Here is a 21,429-nt window from a genome sequence, read left to right as displayed (position 1 = left end):
CTAACTCTCCTTATGAAAAATTTGGTTTTCGAGTGTGTGACCATTCACTAGTTGACGATACTGCCAACCTTGTTGATAACAAAACTGTAATAGATTGATATCAAATGGTTCGACAGTCTGCTCAAATTCAATGACATATTCTTTTGCCTGGCTCATATAAACATGATGCACCTGGGCAAGACTTGCAAGCTTAGCTTCTACATCATCATAACGTTGATTCAATTGTAGTGTTATATAATGCTTATTATCTTGTGTGCTAGAACGCGCTTGATGCTCACTCAATACCCCTTTATCTAGGTGTAATACTTGCGAACATAAACGCTCAAGTTCGGTTAGATCATGGGAGCTTAAAATAAATGTGGCTTCATTGCTTAAAGAGCTCACAAGCTCACGAACCTCACGCGCGTGGATAGGGTCCAGACCTGCAGTCGCCTCATCAAGCATTACAATTTCAGGTTCACCTATAAGTGCTTGCGCAATTGTGACTCGCTTACGCATCCCGTGAGAAAGATCGTCTGGGCGCTGTTTAGCCACTTCAGATAAACCCACAAGTTCTAGAACACGTGCTGTTTCTTTTTTACGAACCGTGCCACTTAAACCTTGCAGTTGACCATAAAAATTTAATTGATGCGCAATACTAAAACGCGGATCAAGCTGTGCATCTTGTGGTAATGCCGTAAGCTTACCAAATAAAGCCGCACTACCTGGGGCGTGGCCCAACACTGATAACTGCCCAGAACTTGGTAAAATATAACCGCATAACAAACTAAATAAGGTTGTTTTACCAGCACCATTAGGGCCAACAAGTGCAACTGGCGCTCCTTTATTTATTTCAAAGCTGACATTATCAAGCGCTCGCTTAGCTCCATAGTTTTTTGATAAACCTTGTGCCTGAATTAATACTGTCATAGTGAGCTCCTTGCAAAAATTCGTTCACCCACCGCAAGCAGCACAACTGTTTGTAAAACAGGTAAACCGACCCCTAACATCATGCCTGCTCTTTGTCCCGCGACTACATCGATTTGGTAGCCAGGAAATAAATAATATAGAACGTCAAGTAAAGGCAGCTGCCAAGTAAGCAAACCAATAATAATATTGCCGCCAGCAAAAAATAAAATAGCTAACACAAATGCAAGACGAGATGAGCGCGCAAACGTATTTAGAAAACTCATTAAAGCAATAAACGGCATTACAGTAATTAGCAGAAACACTAAGAGTGTCAGGCTTCTTGAAAAACCAGAAAGAAATAAACTTGGCTCACGATACGTCAACATAGCAAGCGTTGCCATCAGAGTAACAAATAACAATGCTGCTAAGATTAATAATTGCCCTAAAAAGCGGCCAATTATAATCTCTGAACGGGTTGCCCGTAGTGACAAAAAGCGTAGCGTACCACGCTGTCGGTCTCCAACAGTTTGGTCACTACATAAAAACAAGCAAAAGCAAGGGAAGCTATATAAAGCGATTAGCCAGTACATCGCTAGCTCTGATTCAGGCCAATCTAGCAACCGGCTGATACCGATAGCACCAAACGCCTGCCTAGCAAAGTCAGCAAACTCAGGGGAGCTAATCAAATTCACAGATTCAGCTATGGGATAGCGTAAAATAAGTAACCAACAAATGGCGAATGCAGCAACCGCTAGCAAACCACGTTTGGTCAAAAATAGTCGTACAAGTTCAAATTGAGCAATTTGCGCAAGACGTTTAGGGTGTAACTGCGTCACTCACAATCCTTAATGAATATTATTATTGGAATTACACTAAGGTGAAACAGCTTGAATTACCAGAAAAAAAAGAGCCGCATTGCGGCTCTTATGTAACAAAGTATAAACTTTTGAACTACAAATGGTTCTCGTAAACACCAAGAGCTTGATCTAGATCGGCTAGCAAATCTGTTACATCTTCCAAGCCTATATGCAAGCGGATCACTGGGCCTTGCGTCCAACCTGTTTCAGAGCGGAGCCCTTTCATCGTTAAATTTGCAGTAACTAAACTTTCGTATCCGCCCCAAGAAAAGCCCATTTTAAAATGCTGCAAACTATCTAAAAACGCATCTATCGCTTGTTGATTTCCTTGCTTCATTACAAACGAAAATAAGCCATTACTCCCGTCAAAGTCACGTTTAAAGAACTCATGGCCGGGACAGCTCGCAAAGGCCGGATGGCGAATATGATCAACCAATGGGTGTGTTTCAAGCCATTTAGCAACTTCAATGGCGGCTTGCTCGTGCTGTTTTAAACGCACAGCCATAGTGCGTAAGCCACGTAATGCTAAATATGCATCATCAGCAGACGTACATTGGCCTAATAGATATGAGTTTTCTCTCAGTGTTGACCAGTATTTTTTGTTAGCAACCGCCACTCCCATCATTACATCGGAATGGCCAACAATATATTTAGTCGCAGCTTGGATACTAATGTCCACCCCATGCTCAAGCGGTCTAAAATGCAGACCATTACCCCAAGTATTATCTAGCATCGTCATGACACCACGCTCATTCGCTTTAGCGACCATAGCGGGTACATCTTGCACTTCCATGGTAATCGAGCCTGGTGATTCTAAAAATAATACACGGGTATTTTCTTTTATTAACTCATCAATGCCTGCACCGATACCTGGTGGGTAATAGGTTGTTTCAATTCCAAGGCCTGCTAATATTTTGTCACAAAAATCACGAGTTGGTTCGTAAGCCGTATCAACCATCAAAATATGATCGCCCGTTTTCACAAACGATAACAACGCATTGCTTATTGCAGCCGCACCCGATGGATAAAGTGCGCAACCTTCACCGCCCTCAAGTTCAGCAATGGCTTCTTGTAGTGCGAAGTGTGTGGTGGTACCACGGCGACCATAAAAAAGCGTTTTATCACCCCGTTTTTTAGCGGCTTCTTTTAACTCAGAAACCGAGTCGAAAACCACGGTTGATGCGCGCTGTACGACCGGATTCACCACGCCTTGGGTATATGCTTTTTTACGCCCTGCACTCACTATTTGAGTATTTTTATTTGTCTTTGTCATCGTTATTCCAATCTAGTTTACAGGTTGCGCCAATGCTCAACCAAGAATCGAGAAATAGAGTCTTGTCGGGTTAATTTTAGGTGACTGCCCTGTTCATGCCATTGGCCAAATTGATTAAGATCATCACGACTAAACCACCTAGCATCATCTAATTCATCTTTATCAACCTGAATGTCTTCTGACACTGCTGTTGCCATAAAACCGAACATGATTGAAGATGGAAAAGGCCAAGGTTGTGAAGCTATATACTGAATATCAGTGACAGCAATACCAGCTTCTTCCATGACTTCTCGGGCGACAGCTTGCTCGAGTGTTTCACCTGGGTCAACAAACCCCGCCAATGTTGAAAATACGCCCTCAGGCCAGCTTGCTTGACGACCGAGTAAACAGCGCTCAATCCCATCTGAAAAAGTTTTTTTCACTATCATAATGACGGCAGGATCAGTGCGAGGAAACGTTTGATGCTGACACGTTTGGTTCTCACATAGGCGAGAGTGCCCTGCTTCAACCATATTATTTTCATGGCCACATCGACCACAAAAACGATGGGTTGCATGCCAAAAACAAAGACCACGAGCAAGTGCAGCAATCGAGCCTTGCTTTAGTTCAACTTGAGGGCCTAACTTGCGTATATCAACAAACTCAGTACCATCAAGAACAGGGTCAATAAGTGAATCAGGCACATTGCTTACATCTAACGCAAAATGAGCAATTCCTTGCTCGTCAAGGCCAAGTAAAATACCTTTCGATAAATCAAGATGATCAACCTGAGATAGGCGCAAGTAACACACCTCAGGGCACCCTTTAACAAATAGACTCTGATTATTTTTAACAAGTAACCAGCGACTCTGAGAATTAATTTTCGCCTTTAGCCACTTAGGATCTTTTCGATGATTAGAGGCACGGTCCAGTGGCATTTGAGAGTAATTCAGCATGGCGTTCCTTTGAAATTATTTACCCCCTAAAACTACCATAAGCTGATGATAAACCCAATTTATAACAGGCATAAAAAAAGCCCAAATGGGCTTTTTTGCTCTCTCTCACAATTTTACAAGGTCGCTAGGTGCGCTTGTAGTTTTTGGTTCTCAGCTTCAATGTGCTGGTAGAACGCTAAATCTTCTAATTTACTTGCAGCTGCTTTATCAATGATAATGACAGCATCTTTATGCATTTGTAATGCAGAGGCTGGGCACTTTGCCATGAGCGGACCTTCAACCATTGCCTGTACCGCATCAGCTTTACTTTCACCCGTCGCTAATAGCACTACTTTTTTGGCTTCTAAGATAGTCCCAATCCCCATAGTGATTGATAAATGCGGTTGATATTCGCCTTCGTCAAAGAATCGTGCGTTATCATCAATGGTTGCTTTGGTAAGTGTTTTTACCCGAGTGCGCGAGGTAAGACCTGAAGACGGCTCGTTAAAACCTATATGACCGTTACGGCCAATACCAAGTAATTGCACATCAACCCCTCCTGATGCTGCAATTTTTTGCTCATATTCATTGCACGCAACTAACGGGTTGATTGCATCTCCAGGCGGAACATGCGTGTTATCTTTGTTAATATCAACGTGATTAAATAATTGCTCATTCATAAAGTATCGATAACTTTGCGGATGCTCACCTGTAAGACCTAAGTATTCATCTAAATTAAATGTTGTCGCTTGGCTAAATGAAATATCACCCGCTTTATTTTTTGCGATAAGCTCTTGGTATAACGCAACAGGTGTTGAGCCAGTTGCCAAGCCAAGTACTGATGCTGGTTTTTTTATAAGTTGTTTAGCAAAGATTTTAGCCCCGTAGGCTGCCACTTGTGCGGCATCATCAAGAATGACTATTTGCATATTGATTAGCTCTAATTATAAATTGAAAAAAATGGGATCTAAAACCCGACCCCACGTGCAATCGAATCGAGTTTTAGATCAAACCACTGCCAGGATACGGAACAGTAGTTATAACCATTATGACAACGCTGTCATTATCACTTTTCGATTTGACTTTGTAAAGTAAAAGTGAATAAAAAATAATGTTTTCTATCAGCGTTAACTAAACACTGACAAAGATTTTTCTACGGTACATCCAATGCAACACAAGCATTTGTACAGCAAGTAATGCTACCACGGCTATTAATGGCTGCCATAAATCAGGAACCGCGCGAATAACACCACCAAAAACACTTTGGCTTACATAACCCCAGTTCACTAAGCTCGAGGCTAGGTAGATAATGATCGAATTAGCACCTATAATAACAAATGGATACGCAACTCGCTGCCCTGGTAATATATCAACCAAAGCATAAAACACGGCTAATAAAATGGCGCTCCACCCTACGGTCACCAATACAAAAGAGCTCGTCCATAACTCTTTATTTACCGGAAACTGTAAATCCCAGAGCCAACCCAAGCTTACGCTAACAATGCCTGAAATAAATAACACACCAGACATTTTCCATTCACCAATTTGTTGTGCTCGTGCAATAAGCTGCCCTGCAAACACCCCCATAAGTGCGTTAACAATCGCTGGCACATTAGACAACACGCCTTCAGGGTCTACAACGCGATTTTGATAACTAATCCCTGGTAGTAAATACTTATCGAACCATGCATTCCAACTTCCAGCAGCAGATAAGTCTCCGGCACTGCCTCCTGGTACAGGCACAAAGCTAAGCAGTAACCAGTAGCCAAGTAAAATAGATACCGCTGTTATGACTTGGGTTCGTAAGCTTGTATGCCAAACCAACATGGCACAGAAAAACCACGCAATGGCTATTCGAGCTAATACACTGGCGTAGCGTATCTCATCAAACGCCATCGGCATGCCTGTACCCCAGCCGTGATTATATAAAATACCTAAAAAACAAAGCAGTAATAAGCGCTTAATAGCTTTGCGATAATACACTTTACGCTCATCCCAACTTAAGTGATCAATGCGTTTTGGTGCAAGCCCCATCGCAACGCCAGATAGGAAAATAAATAGCGGGAATATTAAGTCGTAAAAAGTAAAACCGTGCCATTCACTGTGCACTGTATGTGCTTCAAATAGCTTCCAGCCTGTCCAGCCTGTTAGCACAAAAAGTGCTGCAAATATTGACTGACCACCTAAGATCCAAAACATATCCATGCCGCGTAATGCATCTAGAGAAGCTAAACGTTTTTTTGTAGGTTGTGTTGTTGTCATTTTATTACCTTTAATGCAAAAAGCCCCGCGATACAACGGCGGGGTTTTTACAGGGAAGTTCTAAACTGCGTTACCTGCAATATAAGTTGCTTTTACATACTGATGCTCATCAAGTACAACAAAATCAGCATCGAAGCCATTTACTAGACGGCCCTTTTTGTTCAAACCAAGATATTGTGCAGGATACAAAGACGCCATTCTCAAGCTTTCAGCTAAACTCACATCCAATGTATTAACGGTATTGCGTACAGCACTTGCCATATCAAGCACACTGCCCGCAAGTTCGCCTGTTGTCGAATTTAAACGGTCACCGGTACGAATAACTTTTCGACCGTCAAAGAAATCAAACTCCATATCGTCAGTGCCCACAGGAGGCATTGCATCAGTTACTAACATAACTTTACCGCGTTGCTTAGTACGAATCGCTAATTTGGCTGACGATGGGTGAACATGATGACCATCAACAATTAAGCCACACCAGCTGTTATCATCCCAAAGGGCAGAGCCAACTACACCAGGCTCTCGCGAGGTAAATGCCGACATTGCATTAAATAAATGTGTAAAACCATCAGCGCCTGCGGCCAATGCTTTATTAGTCGTTGCAAAATCAGCGTTAGTGTGGCCAATACTTACTTTCACGCCACATTCAACTAATCGCGTTATATCTTCTGATCTGACATTTTCAGGTGCCAGCGTCACCATTTTTATGCCCAAGTCTTGACGTGCATAGATCGCAAACTCTTGTTCTGAAATAGGCCTTATAAACTGTTCACTATGAGTACCTTTTTTAGGTAAAGATAAATGTGGGCCTTCAAAATGAATACCTAACACACCTGGCACTGCTTGGGCAATTGCCTCTGCCGTTGCATCAGCAGCTTGTGCCATCACCTCTACTTTATCAGTAATGAGAGTTGGCATTATCGCAGTTGAACCAAATCGACCATGCGCTTTCGCAATATTGTGCAAACATTGTGGGGTTTGCTCTGCATTAAAAAATGCACCACCACCACCATTTACTTGCACATCAATAAAACCAGGCACCACGAGCCCATCTAGCTTAACCGCATCGGTACTTGCTTCAGTTAAGGTGAATACCCCATTATCTACACTAAAATAACGATCGTTTAAAAATTCTTCGCCGGTAAATAGTGACTGAGCATGAAAAATCGTCATTAAATTGCTACCTCTTGGCTTTGTTCTAACACAGACTGTTGTGCGAAATATACCGCTCCCATTTCAGGTGGTTGAATTGGGTTTTCTACAAGCTTAGCGATATCAGGGTCTAGCCATTTATTTAACGGCTCTGCTAAACCACCTATCATAGACAAACGTGGTGGTTTGTTCTCTAATAAACGGTGTGCAAGTTTACTCACATACTCTGCACCGTCTTTAACAATAGCAAGTGCCACTGCATCTTGCTCATTTGCAGCATTAAACACATAGCGAGCAAGTTTTGCATAACTACTAGATGGTTGACCTGACATTTGCTCAACAATCGCCATTGCGTTATCAGCCGAGAAATGTTCAGTAATGACTTTGGTTAAACAGGTCTTTGAGCCTAACCCATCTAAATCCAACAGCGTTGCTTTTATCGCTTCAAGTCCCATCCAAGCACCGCTGCCTTTGTCACCTAATGCAAAACCATGGCCACCAAAATTGCTGGTTTGCCCATTAACACAAGAAAAGCCACATGAGCCCGTGCCTGTGATGATGACTGCACCGTCACTGCCTTCATGAGCGCCTATACAAGCCGTATGTAGGTCAGTCGTTAAAAACATTTGTTTGAACGGGTGCTCCCACTCCATAATTTTATCGTAAAGGCTCGGCAAGTTAACACCTGCAAGGCCTAAACCTGCATAGAGTTGGTGTACCGTCTCTAACGGTAACCCAGCATCACGCAACGCTAATTGAGTTGAGACCATTATAGATTCAAGTGTGCGCTCCAAACCATGTAGTGGATTTGCCGGACCGCCTAAGCCTGTCCCTAATACGCCATGTTTTACAGAGTAAATGGTTGCTCGGCACTTTGTTCCGCCACCATCGATACCAATAAACAATTGGTCCTCACTCACACTCTTCGCCATCATTTAACGACCCCTAACCTTCGTTTAGTTTTTGTATAAATCGCACTATTTTTTCTTATCAGAATGCGAAATCATCTCAACCCATGTTGATTTAATGTTACACAATAAATGACAGCGTTGTCATTACATTTTTCATAAAAATTCGTATAACTTTCATAATTATTTCTAATTTGTTGAATTAAAAAGCTTTATTAACAGAAAAGAAATTTGAAACAGACCTAGCAATTACTTGGTATGTCTTGTTCTTATTGTTTATTTGAATTAAAAGAGCCATTCCAAGCGCATATTACTGTAACTATGAACGAGTCTAGTTCATATTAGCTTAGCCGAAATAATACTTTAGTTAAACAATTTATTTAAATAGGAATATTTATTGCTATTCTCTGCGGTTATTAAGTAACAATCCGTCGTCGATACAGTAAAAATTCTCAGCCGCATTTTTTAGTACATCAGCAGTCAAGTGTTCTGCCCCATACACATCACAAGAAATTTGATAGTTGTGTGCTAGATGCCCTAATAACAATGCAAAGTCACCATCGCCAGACAGCAACACCATTTTGTCTACTTTACGTGCATTTTCAAGCATATCAATAGTAATACCTACATCCCAATCCCCTTTTGCACTGCCATCCCGGCGCTGAATAAATGGCTTAAGTTTTACCTCAAAGCCTATTGCTCGCAAAATATTTTGAAATTGTGATTGCTTTTCATCGCCACGATAAATTGCATAGGCAATAGCACTATCAATTGTATACAGCTCCTGCATCCTTGCCCAAAAGGCGTTGTAATCGAAGTTTTTTCCATAACTTTCTTTACAGGTGTAATAAATATTCTGTACGTCGACAAAAATAGCAATTCTCGGCTTTTCAATTGTTTGCATAATACACCTTGTATAATTTATATCTTGCTACTGGAGCACGACTTACTTGTAATTCACTCAAAAGTAACCTAAATTGGTTACATGAACAACAGTAACCAAATTTGGTTACATCTGGACAAGTAACTAGTTTTAGTTACAGTAAGAGGATGCGCTATGATAGCAGTGATCACTGGGGATTTAATTAAATCACAAAGAATCCCACAACAAGAATATGATGCAATGCTATACCAACTCGATCAAAGCTTACGTTTTATTACTCAACGCTTTGAAAGTAGTTTTAGTATTTATCGTGGTGATGCTTTGCAATTACAGCTACAAACACCTGAATCTGTCTGTCATGTAGCAATACTCTTATATTTACAAATGAAAGCAGCTAACTATGAATTACGTCAAAGTATGGCCATTGGCACAGTCGAGAATCCTCGCGCCGATATTAAAACAGCCACAGGAAGTGCGTATACGTTATCCGGTCAAGGCTTAGATAATATGACTCATCAGCTATTAACAATAAAAGTGGAAAATAATCATCTCGATGAAGGATTTTTACTCAATATTGCCTTCATAGAGGTATTGCTAGAAAAAATGAGCCAAAAACAAGCGAATGCTTTATTTAATTACCTTACAGCAAGCAATAATAGTCACGCAGAACTAGCAAAAGAGCTCAATACAAGCAGAGAAAATGTGACCAAATTACTAAACCTTGCTCAGTACCAATTAGTCGAACGTTTTATCAAGTACAGCCATACAATACTCAAAGGATTGATAGCATGAGCTTTACCTTATTACTTATCGCCCTATTTTTAGCGCACTTAGTTGCTGACTTTTATCTACAGCCAATGAGCTGGGTTAATGAGCGAAACAGCCAACACTTTCGCGCGACAAAACTGTATTTGCATGTTTTAACGCACGGCATTGTTTCGTTTATCATTTTAGCTCTTTGGGAGTTTAATTATGGCTGGAGTGAGCTTGCACGTGTTGTCTACGCAACACTGCTAATTATGCTTAGTCACTTCCTCATTGATTTAGCAAAATCCTATTCCAATAAAGGGGTCATTCCTTTTCTGCTTGATCAACTTGCACATAGTATTGTGCTGGTGATGCTAGCTGTGTGGTTAACCGATTATGATGAATTTTATGCGCTTATTTGGCAAAAACTGATTGCTATAGATACGCTTTTTGTTATCTGTGCTTACATACTCGTATTAAATCCAAGCTCAGTATTTATTCGCATGATGCTTGAAAAAATAACACAAGGCTTTGCTACATCTGGCAGCATCCCTGCGGCAGGCCACAGTATAGGCCTTTTAGAGCGAGGACTGATGTTAAGCTTTATACTTATGGGGGAATACGCAGGAGTAGGATTCCTACTCGCTGCAAAGTCAATTTTTCGCTTTGGTGATTTAAAAGCGAGCGAAGAAAAACAGCTCACTGAGTATGTCATGCTTGGCACTTTATTGAGCGTTTCTGTGACATTACTCATTGGTATGAGTACTGTTTATTTAGTTAAACTCTTTTGAGTTAACTTAACACCGTGTCTATTTGAACATTCGTCGCCATACCTTCACAAAGATCTGCGGTTATGGTGGCGAATGCACCATTGATCAACGCAAGGTTTGGTGCAACATGGCCAATATCAGCATCGGTCAAAACAGGGAATAAGTTACCTTGAAATGCTAACTCAATTGCCTGATATTCATCAAAGTAACAGTCGTTATTAATTGCTGGGCTACGGCCAAATATAACGGCATTGACATCAGTAAACACATCATTAAGTTTTAAAGATAATAAACACCGTGCTAACGCCATCGGACTCAGTTCTGCATTTTCTAAATAAAGAATTAATCCCTCCGGTGCATACTGCTTTTTAAACTCATGCAATGCATAGTAATTTGAAGGCAGTAATAAGCCTAGTGTGTCAATACAGCCGCCAATCAAACGACCTGATACTTCTATTTGTCGCTTATCTTTATAGTTAATACAACGCCATTGGCTTTCAGCTGTGTAGTTGAATTTCGCATCAGGTTTAGTTGCGTAATCAATCTGATCTTGCTGATAAAAAGGCGCAGCAAGTTGCTTAAAGGATGCTGTTTCTTCAAGACCCATGGCGGTAAATAAAGCCGCTAGGTGTGGATCTTTATCATCGGGATGAATCTGCATTAAATTGGCACCATGCAGTGTAGCCCAGCCACATCGCGTAGTGAGTGCGCAAGCAAACGTACTGATATCGGAAAAACCGACTAACCACTTAGGTTTTGCGTTACTGATAGCGCTAAAATCTAACAAAGGTAAAATCTCCATGGTGAGATCCCCTCCCCAAGGCGGCATAATCGCAGCAATCGAGTCATCGGTTAAAAACTGCATCAATTCGGCCGCACGCTCCTTTGCACTATTGTGTTGTTGACGTAAGCAGTCTCCTTCAACAACATTAAAACCCTTCGCACTTAACCCTTCGAGTACAACATCTAATCTTTTATGATATGCCTTATCGACACCAGAAGAAAAAGCACAAATGGCGATGCTATCGCCTAAAGATAGCGCTTTAGGATATTGAATTTTCACCACTATTACCTCTTCTTGTAAAGAACCTAGCAGCCAACGTACCGAATAATATACCAGAAGTAAACAGGCATAAAAAAACCGCAGTATAAAACTGCGGTTTTCATCAATGCTTGGTTAAGCTACTAAATATACTCAACTTCAATGATTTCGTACTCTACTTCACCATTTGGCGTTTTAATGGTAACGGCATCATCGACCTCTTTACCAATTAAACCACGCGCGATTGGCGAATTAACAGAGATCAAGTTGTTTTTGATATCTGCTTCATCATCACCCACAATTTGGTATTTAACCTCAGCGTCAGTGTCAACATTAACGATAGTCACTGTCGTACCAAAAATAACTTTACCAGTTTTTGGCATCTTAGTTACATCGATGATTTGTACATTTGAAAGCTTTGCTTCAATTTCTTGAATACGGCCTTCGCAAAAACCTTGTTGCTCACGAGCAGCATGGTATTCTGCGTTTTCCTTCAAATCACCGTGCTCACGTGCTTCAGCGATATCAGCAACGATTTTAGGACGGGTAACTGTTTTTAATTCGTTAAGTTCTTCGCGCAGTAATGCTGCACCACGAACCGTCATCGGAATTGATTGCATATTATTCTCACTTAATCCCAAGGGCGATTGCCTCGCCCTTGGCACATTTCCTTAGTTCATTCGCTGATGTAGTTCCTGAACTGACGTCACCTTGCTACGGTCGTCTGCTTGGTTTGCAGTACAGTTAGCAAATGCCGCGTTCAGTGTCGTTGTGTAGTTAGTTTTGTGCTGTAACGCACCACGACGTAACACCTTCGAATCTTCAATCGCTTGGCGACCTTCAGTAGTGTTTACAATGTAGCTGTATTCACCATTTTTAATTCTATCAAGAATATGAGGACGGCCTTCGTATACTTTGTTCACGCGACGAACTGCAATACCCGCTTCTTCTAGCGCTTTTGCAGTGCCACCCGTTGCATCTAGCTCAAAACCTAAAGCAGTCATGGTTTTAGCTAATTCAACAATACGTGGTTTGTCACTGTTGCGTACCGATAGTAACGCGCGACCACCGCGTGGTAAAGTGTTGCTTGCACCTAATTGTGCTTTAGCGAATGCTTCGGCGAAAGTTTCACCAACACCCATTACCTCACCCGTTGAGCGCATTTCTGGGCCACGGATTGGGTCAACACCTTGGAACTTAGCAAATGGCAGAACCACTTCTTTTACGCTGTAGTAAGGAGGAATTACTTCTTTTGTAATACCTTGGCTTGCCAGCGACTGGCCCGCCATACAACGTGCCGCAACTTTTGCAAGTGCGATACCTGTCGCTTTTGAAACGAACGGTACTGTACGCGCAGCACGCGGGTTTACTTCGATTAAGTAAACTTTACCGTCTTTCACAGCAAACTGCGTATTCATCAGGCCGACTACGCCAAGCTCTAGTGCCATATCAGTCACTTGCTTACGCATTATGTCTTGTACTTCAGCAGTTAGTGAGTGAGCTGGTAATGAACACGCTGAGTCACCTGAGTGAACACCGGCTTGTTCGATATGCTCCATGATACCACCGATAATTACTTGCTCACCGTCACAGATAGCGTCAACGTCAACTTCGATTGCGTTATCTAAGAAGTGGTCAAGTAGTACTGGCGCTTCATTTGACGCGGATACTGCTTCAGTCATGTAACGACGTAAATCGTCTTCATCGTAAACCACTTCCATCGCACGACCGCCTAGTACGTACGAAGGACGTACAACCAGTGGGAAGCCAATTTCAGCAGACTTAACAATCGCTTCTTCTAAAGAAGTAACCGTTGCATTCTCTGGTTGAAGAAGGTTTAAACGCTCAACAAGCTGTTGGAAACGCTCACGGTCTTCTGCACGGTCGATTGCATCTGGTGAAGTACCAATAACTGGCACGCCATTCGCTTCAAGCTCACGAGCAAGTTTCAGTGGTGTTTGACCACCGTACTGAACGATAACACCTTTTGGCTTTTCAACACGTACGATTTCTAATACATCTTCTAGCGTGATTGGCTCGAAGAATAAACGATCTGATGTGTCGTAGTCAGTTGAAACTGTTTCAGGGTTACAGTTAACCATAATTGTTTCATAGCCGTCTTCACGTAAAGCTAATGCTGCGTGAACACAACAGTAATCGAATTCGATACCTTGACCGATACGGTTAGGACCACCACCGATTACCATGATTTTATCTTTGTCAGATGGATTCGCTTCACACTCTTCATCGTAAGATGAGTACATGTAAGCTGTATCTGAACTAAACTCTGCAGCACACGTATCAACGCGCTTGTATACTGGCACGATATCTAACTGATGACGCTTCTTACGAATTTCTGCTTCAGAAACACCGGCAATTTCTGCGATACGCGCATCAGCAAATCCTTTACGCTTAAGCTTACGTAAGAACTCAGCATTTAAACCAGCCATACCTACTTCGCTGATTGTTGCTTCGTCTTTTAAGATGTCTTCGATTTGCACTAGATACCAAGGATCAATCTTCGTTAGTTCGAAAACGTCTTCAACGCTCATACCGTGACGCATTGCATCAGCAACGTACCAAATACGCTCAGCACCTGGCTCACGTAATTCACGGATGATTTTTTCTTTTGCTTTCGGATCATCAAGAGCAACAATTGGGTTAAAGCCCGTTGCGCCAACTTCAAGACCTCGTAATGCTTTATGCAATGACTCTTGTTGGTTACGACCAATTGCCATCACTTCACCCACAGATTTCATCTGTGTTGTTAGGCGGTCGTTTGAACCTGCGAATTTTTCGAAGTTAAAACGTGGGATCTTAGTAACAACGTAGTCGATTGATGGCTCGAAAGACGCTGGTGTTTTGCCACCAGTGATATCGTTTTGTAACTCGTCAAGCGTGTAGCCTACAGCTAGTTTCGCTGCGATTTTCGCAATTGGGAAACCGGTTGCTTTTGATGCAAGTGCAGATGAACGCGATACACGTGGGTTCATCTCGATGATAACCATTCGGCCATCAACTGGATTCACACCAAACTGTACGTTTGAGCCACCTGTTTCAACACCGATTTCACGAAGTACCGCCATCGATGCATTACGCATGATTTGATATTCTTTATCAGTCAGAGTTTGCGCTGGTGCAACCGTGATTGAGTCACCAGTATGAACACCCATAGGGTCAAAGTTTTCGATAGAACATACGATGATACAGTTGTCGTTTTTGTCACGAACAACCTCCATTTCGTATTCTTTCCAACCGATTAATGATTCATCGATTAAAAGTTCATTTGTTGGTGATAAGTCTAAACCACGCTCACAAATTTCATCAAATTCTTCTTGGTTGTATGCAACACCACCACCGGTACCACCCATAGTGAATGATGGACGAATGATACATGGGAAACCGATGCGGCTCAGCACGTCATGCGCTTCTTCCATTGAGTGAGCGATTTCTGCACGCGGACACTCAAGGCCAATGTTTTTCATTGCTACGTCAAAACGCTCACGGTTTTCAGCTTTATCGATTGCATCAGCAGTTGCACCGATTAACTCAACACCGTGTTTTGCCAGTACGCCGTGCTTATCTAAATCAAGCGCACAGTTCAATGCTGTTTGACCACCCATAGTAGGCAGTACTGCATCAGGCTTTTCTTTTTCAATGATTTTCTCTACCACTTCCCAGTGAATTGGCTCGATGTACGTCGCATCCGCCATTTCAGGGTCAGTCATGATAGTTGCAGGGTTCGAGTTGACAAGAATTACTCGAAAGCCTTCTTCTCGTAGTGCTTTACACGCTTGTGCACCAGAGTAGTCAAATTCACAAGCTTGACCGATTACGATCGGGCCTGCGCCTAAGATAAGAATGCTTTTTATGTCGGTACGTTTTGGCATTGTTACTCCGGTTAAATTAGTTAGAACGTGCTTGCATCAGGTCGATGAAGTGGTCAAATAATGGTGCCGCATCATGTGGGCCTGGGCTTGCTTCAGGGTGACCTTGGAAGCTAAATGCAGGCTTATCTGTGCGGTGAATACCTTGTAGCGTGCCATCGAATAATGAAACGTGAGTTGCACGTAAATTCGCTGGTAATGTTGCTTCGTCAGCTGCGAAACCGTGGTTTTGCGCTGTGATCATCACAACATTGCGGTCAAGGTCTTTAACTGGGTGGTTACCACCGTGGTGACCAAACTTCATTTTCACCGTTTGTGCACCTGAGGCAAGTGCAAGTAATTGGTGACCTAAACAGATACCAAAGATTGGCGTGTCTGTTTCTAGGAAAGTTTTGATTGCTTCAATCGCGTAAGTACACGGCTCAGGGTCGCCTGGGCCATTTGATAAGAAGATACCGTCTGGGTTTAATGCCAGTACGTCTTCTGCAGATGTTTGTGCAGGAACGACGGTTAATTTACAACCACGGTCAACTAACATACGTAAGATGTTACGTTTTACACCGAAGTCATAAGCAACAACGTGGAACTTCTCGTCTGCTGCTTCTAGCGTTTTAAAGCCTGAACCTAACGTCCAGCTTGATTCGCGCCACTCAAAATTTTCCTTGGTTGAGACAACTTTTGCTAAATCCATGCCTTTTAAGCCTGGGAAGGCTTGCGCAGCTTCAAGCGCTTTATTCTCATCTAACTCGTCGCCTGCAATGATACAACCATTTTGAGCGCCTTTATCACGTAAGATACGTGTTAATTTACGAGTGTCGATGTCAGCAATACCTAGGATATTGCGTTCTTTTAAGTAATCACTTAACGATTGCTCGTTACGGAAATTACTTGCTAGCAGTGGCAAATCACGGATCACTAGGCCTTTAGCCCAGATTTGACCCGCTTCTTCGTCTTCGCTGTTAGTACCCGTATTACCGATATGTGGGTACGTCAAAGTTACGATTTGTTCCGCGTATGAAGGGTCAGTCAAAATTTCTTGATAACCAGTCATAGACGTATTGAATACTACTTCACCGACTGACATGCCGTCAGCGCCGATTGCAGTACCGCGAAACACTGTGCCGTCTTCTAGGACTAACAGAGCGGATTTAGTCAAGTTAACCTCCTAACAGTAAAAAACGGGAGTAAAGTCATTTGCTCTACTGCCCGTTTAAAGCGATTGGAAACACGCATTTATGAATTTTTGGCAAATTGGCGCTATTCTACAGTAAATTAGCTTTTAGATCTAACCTTAATTAATAAAATAGTGAAAATAAGCGTTATTAATGAAAAATTCACTGAAACTGCCAAAAAAGAAACTAAACTACTTCAAGTCAAGCACATCTTGCATGTCATAAAGTCCAGCTGGTTTATTTTTCAACCAGCCCGCAGCTCTTACTGCACCTAACGCGAAGGTCATTCTTGAACTTGCTTTATGAGTTAATTCTAGCCTTTCGCCAGAAGTTGCGAAATATGCGGTGTGTTCACCTACTATATCTCCACCCCTCATGACCGAATAACCGATTTCATTTTGCGATTTTGCGTGTTCGTCATCGCTTCTATCAAAACGCGCGACTTCATCGTGCTGCCAGCCTTTTGCCTCGGCAATCGCTTCACCAATTGCCAATGCAGTCCCTGATGGCGCATCGATTTTGTGGCGATGATGAGCCTCAAATATTTCGATATCCATGTCATCGCCAAACTTCACAGCCGCAGTCTGCACTAAGTTAAGCAGTAAATTCACACCTACGCTATAGTTGCGAGCAAAAACAATCGGAATGTGCTTCGCCGCTTCATTTAGGGCGTCAATGTCATCTTGATTAAGTCCCGTGGTACCTATGACCATGGCGATATTTTTTTCGAGCGCTGTTTTTAGGTGCTTGCGCATTCCTGCTGGTAAAGTGAAATCAATCAATACATCAGCATCTTTTACGTCTGTTTCTTTACTAAATAATACATCCACTGATGCAGCGCTGTTTAATTGATTAACCGCTATATCTATAAGTGGCGAAGTATTACGCACGTACGCGCCGGTTAATGTTGCGTCATCTTTTTTTGAGACAGCTTCTAAAAGTGCAAGTCCCATGCGGCCATTTGCGCCAAATACACCTATGCGGTTCATATAATTACCTTATCTATTCTTCTTAGCTGGCTGGATTTTATCGAAAACTCATGTAATAGTCAGGTTAGCTTATAAAAAATACAGAGCTAATTTTAGATTTTATTAAATAACAACAATAATAACAGATAGTCTTTGCATTTAGCCATCTATACATTTAAACTTCTTCCTTTGCGCCGATTTGGTCTTTGGCTTGCGGGCGCTGTTGCACAGCATTGTCTTTTCATAATGCGGGCAACTAAATACAGCTAAAAGAAGTATTTGGCTGTGTTATTGGTTATCTAACGAGGAATATGATGCAGCCATCATTTAATAAAACAAAAGCAAAACTGTCTTTGCTGCCGCTTTTGGTGTTTGTCGGCTTATTTTTAGGCGCTGGCTTATACTTACAATCTCAAGGTGTCGATTACGCCTTCTATCAATTGCCTGCTCCAGTGGCTATTTTACCTGCCATCATGCTGGCATTTATTTTAAATAAAAATACCATCAACCACAGTGTTGAAACATTTATTAAAGGTGCTGGCCATAGCAACATCATCACTATGTGTTTGATTTATCTGCTTGCCGGTGCGTTTTCTGCCGTTGCCGGTGCAACCGGTGGTGTCGATGCAGTTGTTAATGCAGGCTTATCACTTATTCCACCTGCTTTATTACTCCCTGGGTTATTTTTAATTGCTGCGGTTGTATCGACTGCGATGGGTACTTCAATGGGGACTATCGGTGCCATTGGCCCGATTGCTTATGCAGTTGCGCAAAAAACGGGGATTGATCCATCACTGATGGCTGGTACGATTGTATCGGGTGCCATGTTTGGTGATAACTTATCAATCATCTCTGACACAACCATTGCTGCAACCCGCACGCAAGGCTGTGAAATGAAAGATAAATTCCGTGAGAACTTAAAAATCGCCTTACCCGCTGCGGCATTAACTATCGGTTTATTATTCTTCTTAACGCCTGCTGCAGAAGCTGTAGAGACGCAAGACTTCGACATTTTATTAGTGTTACCTTATGCCTTTATCTTAATGCTAGCAGTTATGGGCTTTAATGTCTTTGTGGTGCTGTTTAGCGGTATTATCTTCGCTGCACTCATGGGCTTTACTGGCAGCTATGAAGGTGCAAGTTTTGTTAAAGATATCTATAAAGGCTTCACAGATATGCAGGAAATTTTCTTGCTATCGATGTTTATTGGTGGTCTTTCTGAGTTTATCCGCATTAATGGTGGCCTTGATTACATTGCTAACAAAATTCAAGCAATCACTAAAATCATTGCAAAGTGGCACCGTAAAGTTGCGGATCAATTAGGGATTGCTGCTCTCGTTATGACTAGTAACTTATGTATTGCCAATAATACAGTATCAATCATTGTAGCAGGCCCGATTGCTAAAAAATTAGCGGATGATGGCGACATTACAGGAAAGCGCTCAGCTAGCTTACTTGATATTTTTGCTTGCGTAACACAAGGTTCGCTACCGTATGGCGCACAAGCGCTTTTACTCGGCGCTACTTTCAAAATTAGCCCATGGCAAGTATCTACCTCATCTTACTACTGCTTTATTCTTGCTTTCACTGCGATAGCAGTCATTTGCTTACGCCGAAATAAAGCATAAGTTAAATAATTTTTCTCTCGATACGCCCAAATATGGGCGTATCTGCTATAATCCTCTTGTATATACCCAAACCACCTCAAAGTGCGAGTTTCAGTTGGAATTAAAAGCGATTTAGGCAAGGCATTGATTGCAAGTAATAGTGGTTCTATTGTTAAAATCAATAACGCAGTATAAATCGCTTTTAAACCAACCCTTTGGGCGCTTCACAGGCACTCACTCTCATCGTTGTTACTTCTTAAAAGGGACTGCCATTCTTGCAAAGTAACGCCTTGATATTAAGCTCCTGTGAAACGCTGAATTCTGCATCTTGAGGTGGCTTGGGTATATAACCCCTTTACACCATCAAAATTGAGATATGAACTTGAAAAAGATCCTTTCTGTTGCTGCGCTTTGTGCAGTAAGTACTTCGAGCTATGCCGCTAACTGGAGCTCTACACAATTACACATTAATAACGGCGATCAAAAAAACCCGTTCACACTAGCCGAATCAAATACCACTGTGGTATCGCTACAGCATGCATCAGGCTATGACTACGGCGATAACTTCTTTTTTATCGACTACAGTGATGATGGCTTACAAGACGGCTATCAAGATAAAGATTTTTATGGTGAGTGGTATTCAACCTTCAGTTTATCAAAAATATCAGGTAGTGACTTTTCCTATGGCGCAATCAGTGATGTGGGTTTGACGGCAGGTTTTAACGCTGCAGGTGACTCAAAAGTTCTAAAGTATTTACCTGGTGTAAAACTTAGCTGGCAAGCACCTGGGTTTAGTTTTTTATCTACTTTGTTTACCGCTTACATTGATGACAGTGAAGGCGCAGCACGTGGTGGTGCACCGACTGAAACAAACAGCTGGATGATTGATGTTGCATGGGGCTACCCATTTACTATCGGCTCACAAAAATTCAACGTAACGGGCCATGTTGAATACATTGCTGAGCGTGAAAATGAATTTGGCGAAGACGTTAAAGCGTGGATATTAGCACAGCCAATCATCACGTGGGATTTAGGTCATGCAATGAGCATGAAAGAAAACACCCTACTGTTGGGCCTTGAGTGGCAATACTGGCACAACAAGTTAGGTACAAATACAACTGAATCAGTCCCACAGCTGCACGTTGAGTGGACGTTTTAATTAGCTAGCAATTACAGAATAACAAAAGCCTGCTGTAATCATTAACAGCAGGCTTTTTTAATTATTTCGATTACAGTTTACACTGAGGAGTTTTGCCTTTTGCTCTAGCCGTTTGTTGGGCTTTTAACGCATCTGGCATATGCTTTTGCAACTCTTTAATACGGTTACCAGGAGACGGGTGAGTCGACATAAACTCTGGTGTACCACTGCCCCCTGCTGCACTCATGTTTTGCCATAAAGATACCGACTGCTCAGGGTTAAAGCCCGCTTCTGCCATTAAATCTAAGCCAACAATATCCGCCTCTGATTCATGTGAGCGACTAAATGGTAGTACCACACCGTATTGCGCTCCTAATCCCAAGGCTTGCATGATTTCACCTCGATACTGCACATTACCCATATCAAGTGCTGCGCCACCGACTTGCAGGCCCGTTTGTAAAAGAGAGTTTTGCGATACACGTTCATTTGAGTGCTCAGCGATAACGTGCGCGACTTCGTGGCCAAGTACCGTCGCTAATTGATCTTGATTAGTTGCGACTTTTAATAAACCGGTATGCACACCTATGTAACCCCCTGGTAATGCAAATGCATTTGCAGAGTCCTCTTCAAATACAACCACCTCCCATGACTGGTTAGCATATTCTTGAGGTAGTACCGCAATGACATCATTGGCAATACATTTCACGTAATTATTTACACGAGGATCGGAGTTAATCGGCTGTGTTTTTTTCATTTCTGCAAAGCTTGCTTGACCCATTTGACTCATTTGCTGGTCTGAATAAAGTGCAATTTGCGTACGTCCCGTTGGAGATGTTTTACAGCCAGCTAAAATAGTCGTAGCGAGCACTGCCATAACTAACTTTTTCATACTAATCCTTCAAATACTTAGTGTAATTTTGATTAATATAGCAAAGCATTGCTTAATTTTATATGAAAATGA

Annotated in this window: 19 protein-coding genes; 4 read left to right on the top strand and 15 right to left on the bottom strand. The window is 42.0% G+C overall.

The features are described 5' to 3' along the window. The 9 genes from L3Q70_RS06845 to L3Q70_RS06805 all read right to left on the bottom strand — a co-directional run bounded on the left by L3Q70_RS06845 (position 1) and on the right by L3Q70_RS06805 (position 9,158). Positions 1–909 (bottom strand): ABC transporter ATP-binding protein, encoded by a 909-nt coding sequence (locus L3Q70_RS06845; RefSeq protein ID WP_062570768.1) that lies wholly within the window; start codon positions 907–909, stop codon positions 1–3. After that, positions 906–1,724 carry an ABC transporter permease subunit gene (locus L3Q70_RS06840; protein WP_062570767.1) on the bottom strand — a complete coding sequence of 273 codons (819 nt, stop codon included), beginning with the start codon at positions 1,722–1,724 and terminating at the stop codon, positions 906–908. The genes L3Q70_RS06845 and L3Q70_RS06840 overlap by 4 nt, the downstream gene beginning before the upstream one ends. Positions 1,725–1,839: 115 nt before the next feature. Next, complete coding sequence (locus tag L3Q70_RS06835; protein ID WP_193988671.1) at positions 1,840–3,018, bottom strand: cystathionine beta-lyase; 1,179 nt, start codon at positions 3,016–3,018, stop codon at positions 1,840–1,842. Between the two features lie 17 nt (positions 3,019–3,035). Further along, a complete protein-coding gene (nudC, locus tag L3Q70_RS06830; RefSeq protein ID WP_062570765.1) occupies positions 3,036–3,953 on the bottom strand; it encodes an NAD(+) diphosphatase in 918 nt (305 codons plus the stop codon). Positions 3,954–4,066: 113 nt separating this feature from the next. Next, complete coding sequence (nagB, locus tag L3Q70_RS06825; RefSeq protein ID WP_237115119.1) at positions 4,067–4,861, bottom strand: glucosamine-6-phosphate deaminase; 795 nt, start codon at positions 4,859–4,861, stop codon at positions 4,067–4,069. Between the two features lie 202 nt (positions 4,862–5,063). Then, positions 5,064–6,194: a DUF5009 domain-containing protein gene (locus tag L3Q70_RS06820; protein WP_062570763.1), complete on the bottom strand. Its 1,131-nt coding sequence runs from the start codon at positions 6,192–6,194 to the stop codon at positions 5,064–5,066. 60 nt (positions 6,195–6,254) lie between these two features. Beyond that, positions 6,255–7,367 carry an N-acetylglucosamine-6-phosphate deacetylase gene (gene nagA / locus L3Q70_RS06815; protein WP_062570762.1) on the bottom strand — a complete coding sequence of 371 codons (1,113 nt, stop codon included), beginning with the start codon at positions 7,365–7,367 and terminating at the stop codon, positions 6,255–6,257. Beyond that, positions 7,367–8,281, bottom strand: a complete 915-nt coding sequence (locus L3Q70_RS06810; RefSeq protein WP_062570761.1) for a BadF/BadG/BcrA/BcrD ATPase family protein — start codon at positions 8,279–8,281, stop codon at positions 7,367–7,369. The genes nagA and L3Q70_RS06810 overlap by 1 nt, the downstream gene beginning before the upstream one ends. Positions 8,282–8,654: 373 nt before the next feature. After that, positions 8,655–9,158, bottom strand: a complete 504-nt coding sequence (locus L3Q70_RS06805; RefSeq protein ID WP_062570760.1) for an NYN domain-containing protein — start codon at positions 9,156–9,158, stop codon at positions 8,655–8,657. Between the two features lie 153 nt (positions 9,159–9,311). Here L3Q70_RS06805 and L3Q70_RS06800 point away from each other — a divergent pair, with 153 nt between their 5' ends. Both L3Q70_RS06800 and L3Q70_RS06795 read left to right on the top strand, forming a co-directional pair. Beyond that, positions 9,312–9,929 carry a hypothetical protein gene (locus L3Q70_RS06800; protein WP_193988667.1) on the top strand — a complete coding sequence of 206 codons (618 nt, stop codon included), beginning with the start codon at positions 9,312–9,314 and terminating at the stop codon, positions 9,927–9,929. Next, positions 9,926–10,675: a DUF3307 domain-containing protein gene (locus tag L3Q70_RS06795; RefSeq protein ID WP_237115118.1), complete on the top strand. Its 750-nt coding sequence runs from the start codon at positions 9,926–9,928 to the stop codon at positions 10,673–10,675. Before L3Q70_RS06800 ends, L3Q70_RS06795 begins: the two co-directional genes overlap by 4 nt. Before the next feature lies 1 nt (position 10,676). Here L3Q70_RS06795 and L3Q70_RS06790 read toward each other — a convergent pair whose 3' ends face one another. From L3Q70_RS06790 to dapB, 5 genes are all read right to left on the bottom strand, one after another. After that, on the bottom strand, positions 10,677–11,720 hold the full coding sequence (locus tag L3Q70_RS06790) for a S66 peptidase family protein (RefSeq protein WP_062570757.1): 1,044 nt from the start codon (positions 11,718–11,720) through the stop codon (positions 10,677–10,679). Between the two features lie 119 nt (positions 11,721–11,839). Then, positions 11,840–12,316, bottom strand: a complete 477-nt coding sequence (greA, locus tag L3Q70_RS06785) for a transcription elongation factor GreA (protein WP_062570756.1) — start codon at positions 12,314–12,316, stop codon at positions 11,840–11,842. Positions 12,317–12,367: 51 nt separating this feature from the next. Beyond that, on the bottom strand, positions 12,368–15,586 hold the full coding sequence (gene carB / locus L3Q70_RS06780) for a carbamoyl-phosphate synthase large subunit (RefSeq protein WP_062570755.1): 3,219 nt from the start codon (positions 15,584–15,586) through the stop codon (positions 12,368–12,370). A 16-nt stretch (positions 15,587–15,602) separates the two neighbouring features. After that, positions 15,603–16,739, bottom strand: coding sequence for a glutamine-hydrolyzing carbamoyl-phosphate synthase small subunit (carA, locus tag L3Q70_RS06775; RefSeq protein ID WP_055020805.1), 1,137 nt, complete (start codon positions 16,737–16,739; stop codon positions 15,603–15,605). Between the two features lie 207 nt (positions 16,740–16,946). After that, entirely contained in the window at positions 16,947–17,744 is a 798-nt protein-coding gene (gene dapB, locus L3Q70_RS06770; RefSeq protein ID WP_237115117.1) for a 4-hydroxy-tetrahydrodipicolinate reductase, read from the bottom strand. 293 nt (positions 17,745–18,037) lie between these two features. Here dapB and L3Q70_RS06765 point away from each other — a divergent pair, with 293 nt between their 5' ends. Beyond that, a complete protein-coding gene (locus L3Q70_RS06765; protein WP_237115247.1) occupies positions 18,038–19,351 on the top strand; it encodes a Na+/H+ antiporter NhaC family protein in 1,314 nt (437 codons plus the stop codon). Positions 19,352–19,706: 355 nt separating this feature from the next. After that, positions 19,707–20,489: a nucleoside-binding protein gene (locus tag L3Q70_RS06760; RefSeq protein WP_237115116.1), complete on the top strand. Its 783-nt coding sequence runs from the start codon at positions 19,707–19,709 to the stop codon at positions 20,487–20,489. Positions 20,490–20,559: 70 nt separating this feature from the next. Here the strand turns inward: L3Q70_RS06760 and L3Q70_RS06755 are convergent, their stop codons facing one another. Then, positions 20,560–21,357, bottom strand: coding sequence for a M48 family metallopeptidase (locus tag L3Q70_RS06755; protein WP_062570751.1), 798 nt, complete (start codon positions 21,355–21,357; stop codon positions 20,560–20,562). Positions 21,358–21,429 lie beyond the last annotated feature (72 nt).

Source organism: Pseudoalteromonas sp. CF6-2 (assembly GCF_021729425.1).
In the GTDB taxonomy this organism is placed as follows: Bacteria; Pseudomonadota; Gammaproteobacteria; order Enterobacterales; family Alteromonadaceae; genus Pseudoalteromonas; species Pseudoalteromonas arabiensis.
This window is presented reverse-complemented; position numbering and strand designations above follow the sequence as displayed.

What these genes read in the sequence shown, in the direction of transcription:
- L3Q70_RS06810 (WP_062570761.1), bottom strand. Translation starts at nt 8,281, where the DNA reads ATGATGGCGAAGAGTGTGAGTGAGGACCAATTGTTTATTGGTATCGAT.
- L3Q70_RS06835 (WP_193988671.1), bottom strand. Translation starts at nt 3,018, where the DNA reads ATGACAAAGACAAATAAAAATACTCAAATAGTGAGTGCAGGGCGTAAA.
- L3Q70_RS06795 (WP_237115118.1), top strand. Translation starts at nt 9,926, where the DNA reads ATGAGCTTTACCTTATTACTTATCGCCCTATTTTTAGCGCACTTAGTT.
- L3Q70_RS06800 (WP_193988667.1), top strand. Translation starts at nt 9,312, where the DNA reads ATGATAGCAGTGATCACTGGGGATTTAATTAAATCACAAAGAATCCCA.
- greA (WP_062570756.1), bottom strand. Translation starts at nt 12,316, where the DNA reads ATGCAATCAATTCCGATGACGGTTCGTGGTGCAGCATTACTGCGCGAA.
- L3Q70_RS06805 (WP_062570760.1), bottom strand. Translation starts at nt 9,158, where the DNA reads ATGCAAACAATTGAAAAGCCGAGAATTGCTATTTTTGTCGACGTACAG.
- carB (WP_062570755.1), bottom strand. Translation starts at nt 15,586, where the DNA reads ATGCCAAAACGTACCGACATAAAAAGCATTCTTATCTTAGGCGCAGGC.
- L3Q70_RS06845 (WP_062570768.1), bottom strand. Translation starts at nt 909, where the DNA reads ATGACAGTATTAATTCAGGCACAAGGTTTATCAAAAAACTATGGAGCT.
- nudC (WP_062570765.1), bottom strand. Translation starts at nt 3,953, where the DNA reads ATGCTGAATTACTCTCAAATGCCACTGGACCGTGCCTCTAATCATCGA.
- L3Q70_RS06755 (WP_062570751.1), bottom strand. Translation starts at nt 21,357, where the DNA reads ATGAAAAAGTTAGTTATGGCAGTGCTCGCTACGACTATTTTAGCTGGC.
- nagB (WP_237115119.1), bottom strand. Translation starts at nt 4,861, where the DNA reads ATGCAAATAGTCATTCTTGATGATGCCGCACAAGTGGCAGCCTACGGG.
- L3Q70_RS06820 (WP_062570763.1), bottom strand. Translation starts at nt 6,194, where the DNA reads ATGACAACAACACAACCTACAAAAAAACGTTTAGCTTCTCTAGATGCA.
- nagA (WP_062570762.1), bottom strand. Translation starts at nt 7,367, where the DNA reads ATGACGATTTTTCATGCTCAGTCACTATTTACCGGCGAAGAATTTTTA.
- L3Q70_RS06760 (WP_237115116.1), top strand. Translation starts at nt 19,707, where the DNA reads ATGAACTTGAAAAAGATCCTTTCTGTTGCTGCGCTTTGTGCAGTAAGT.
- dapB (WP_237115117.1), bottom strand. Translation starts at nt 17,744, where the DNA reads ATGAACCGCATAGGTGTATTTGGCGCAAATGGCCGCATGGGACTTGCA.
- L3Q70_RS06765 (WP_237115247.1), top strand. Translation starts at nt 18,038, where the DNA reads ATGCAGCCATCATTTAATAAAACAAAAGCAAAACTGTCTTTGCTGCCG.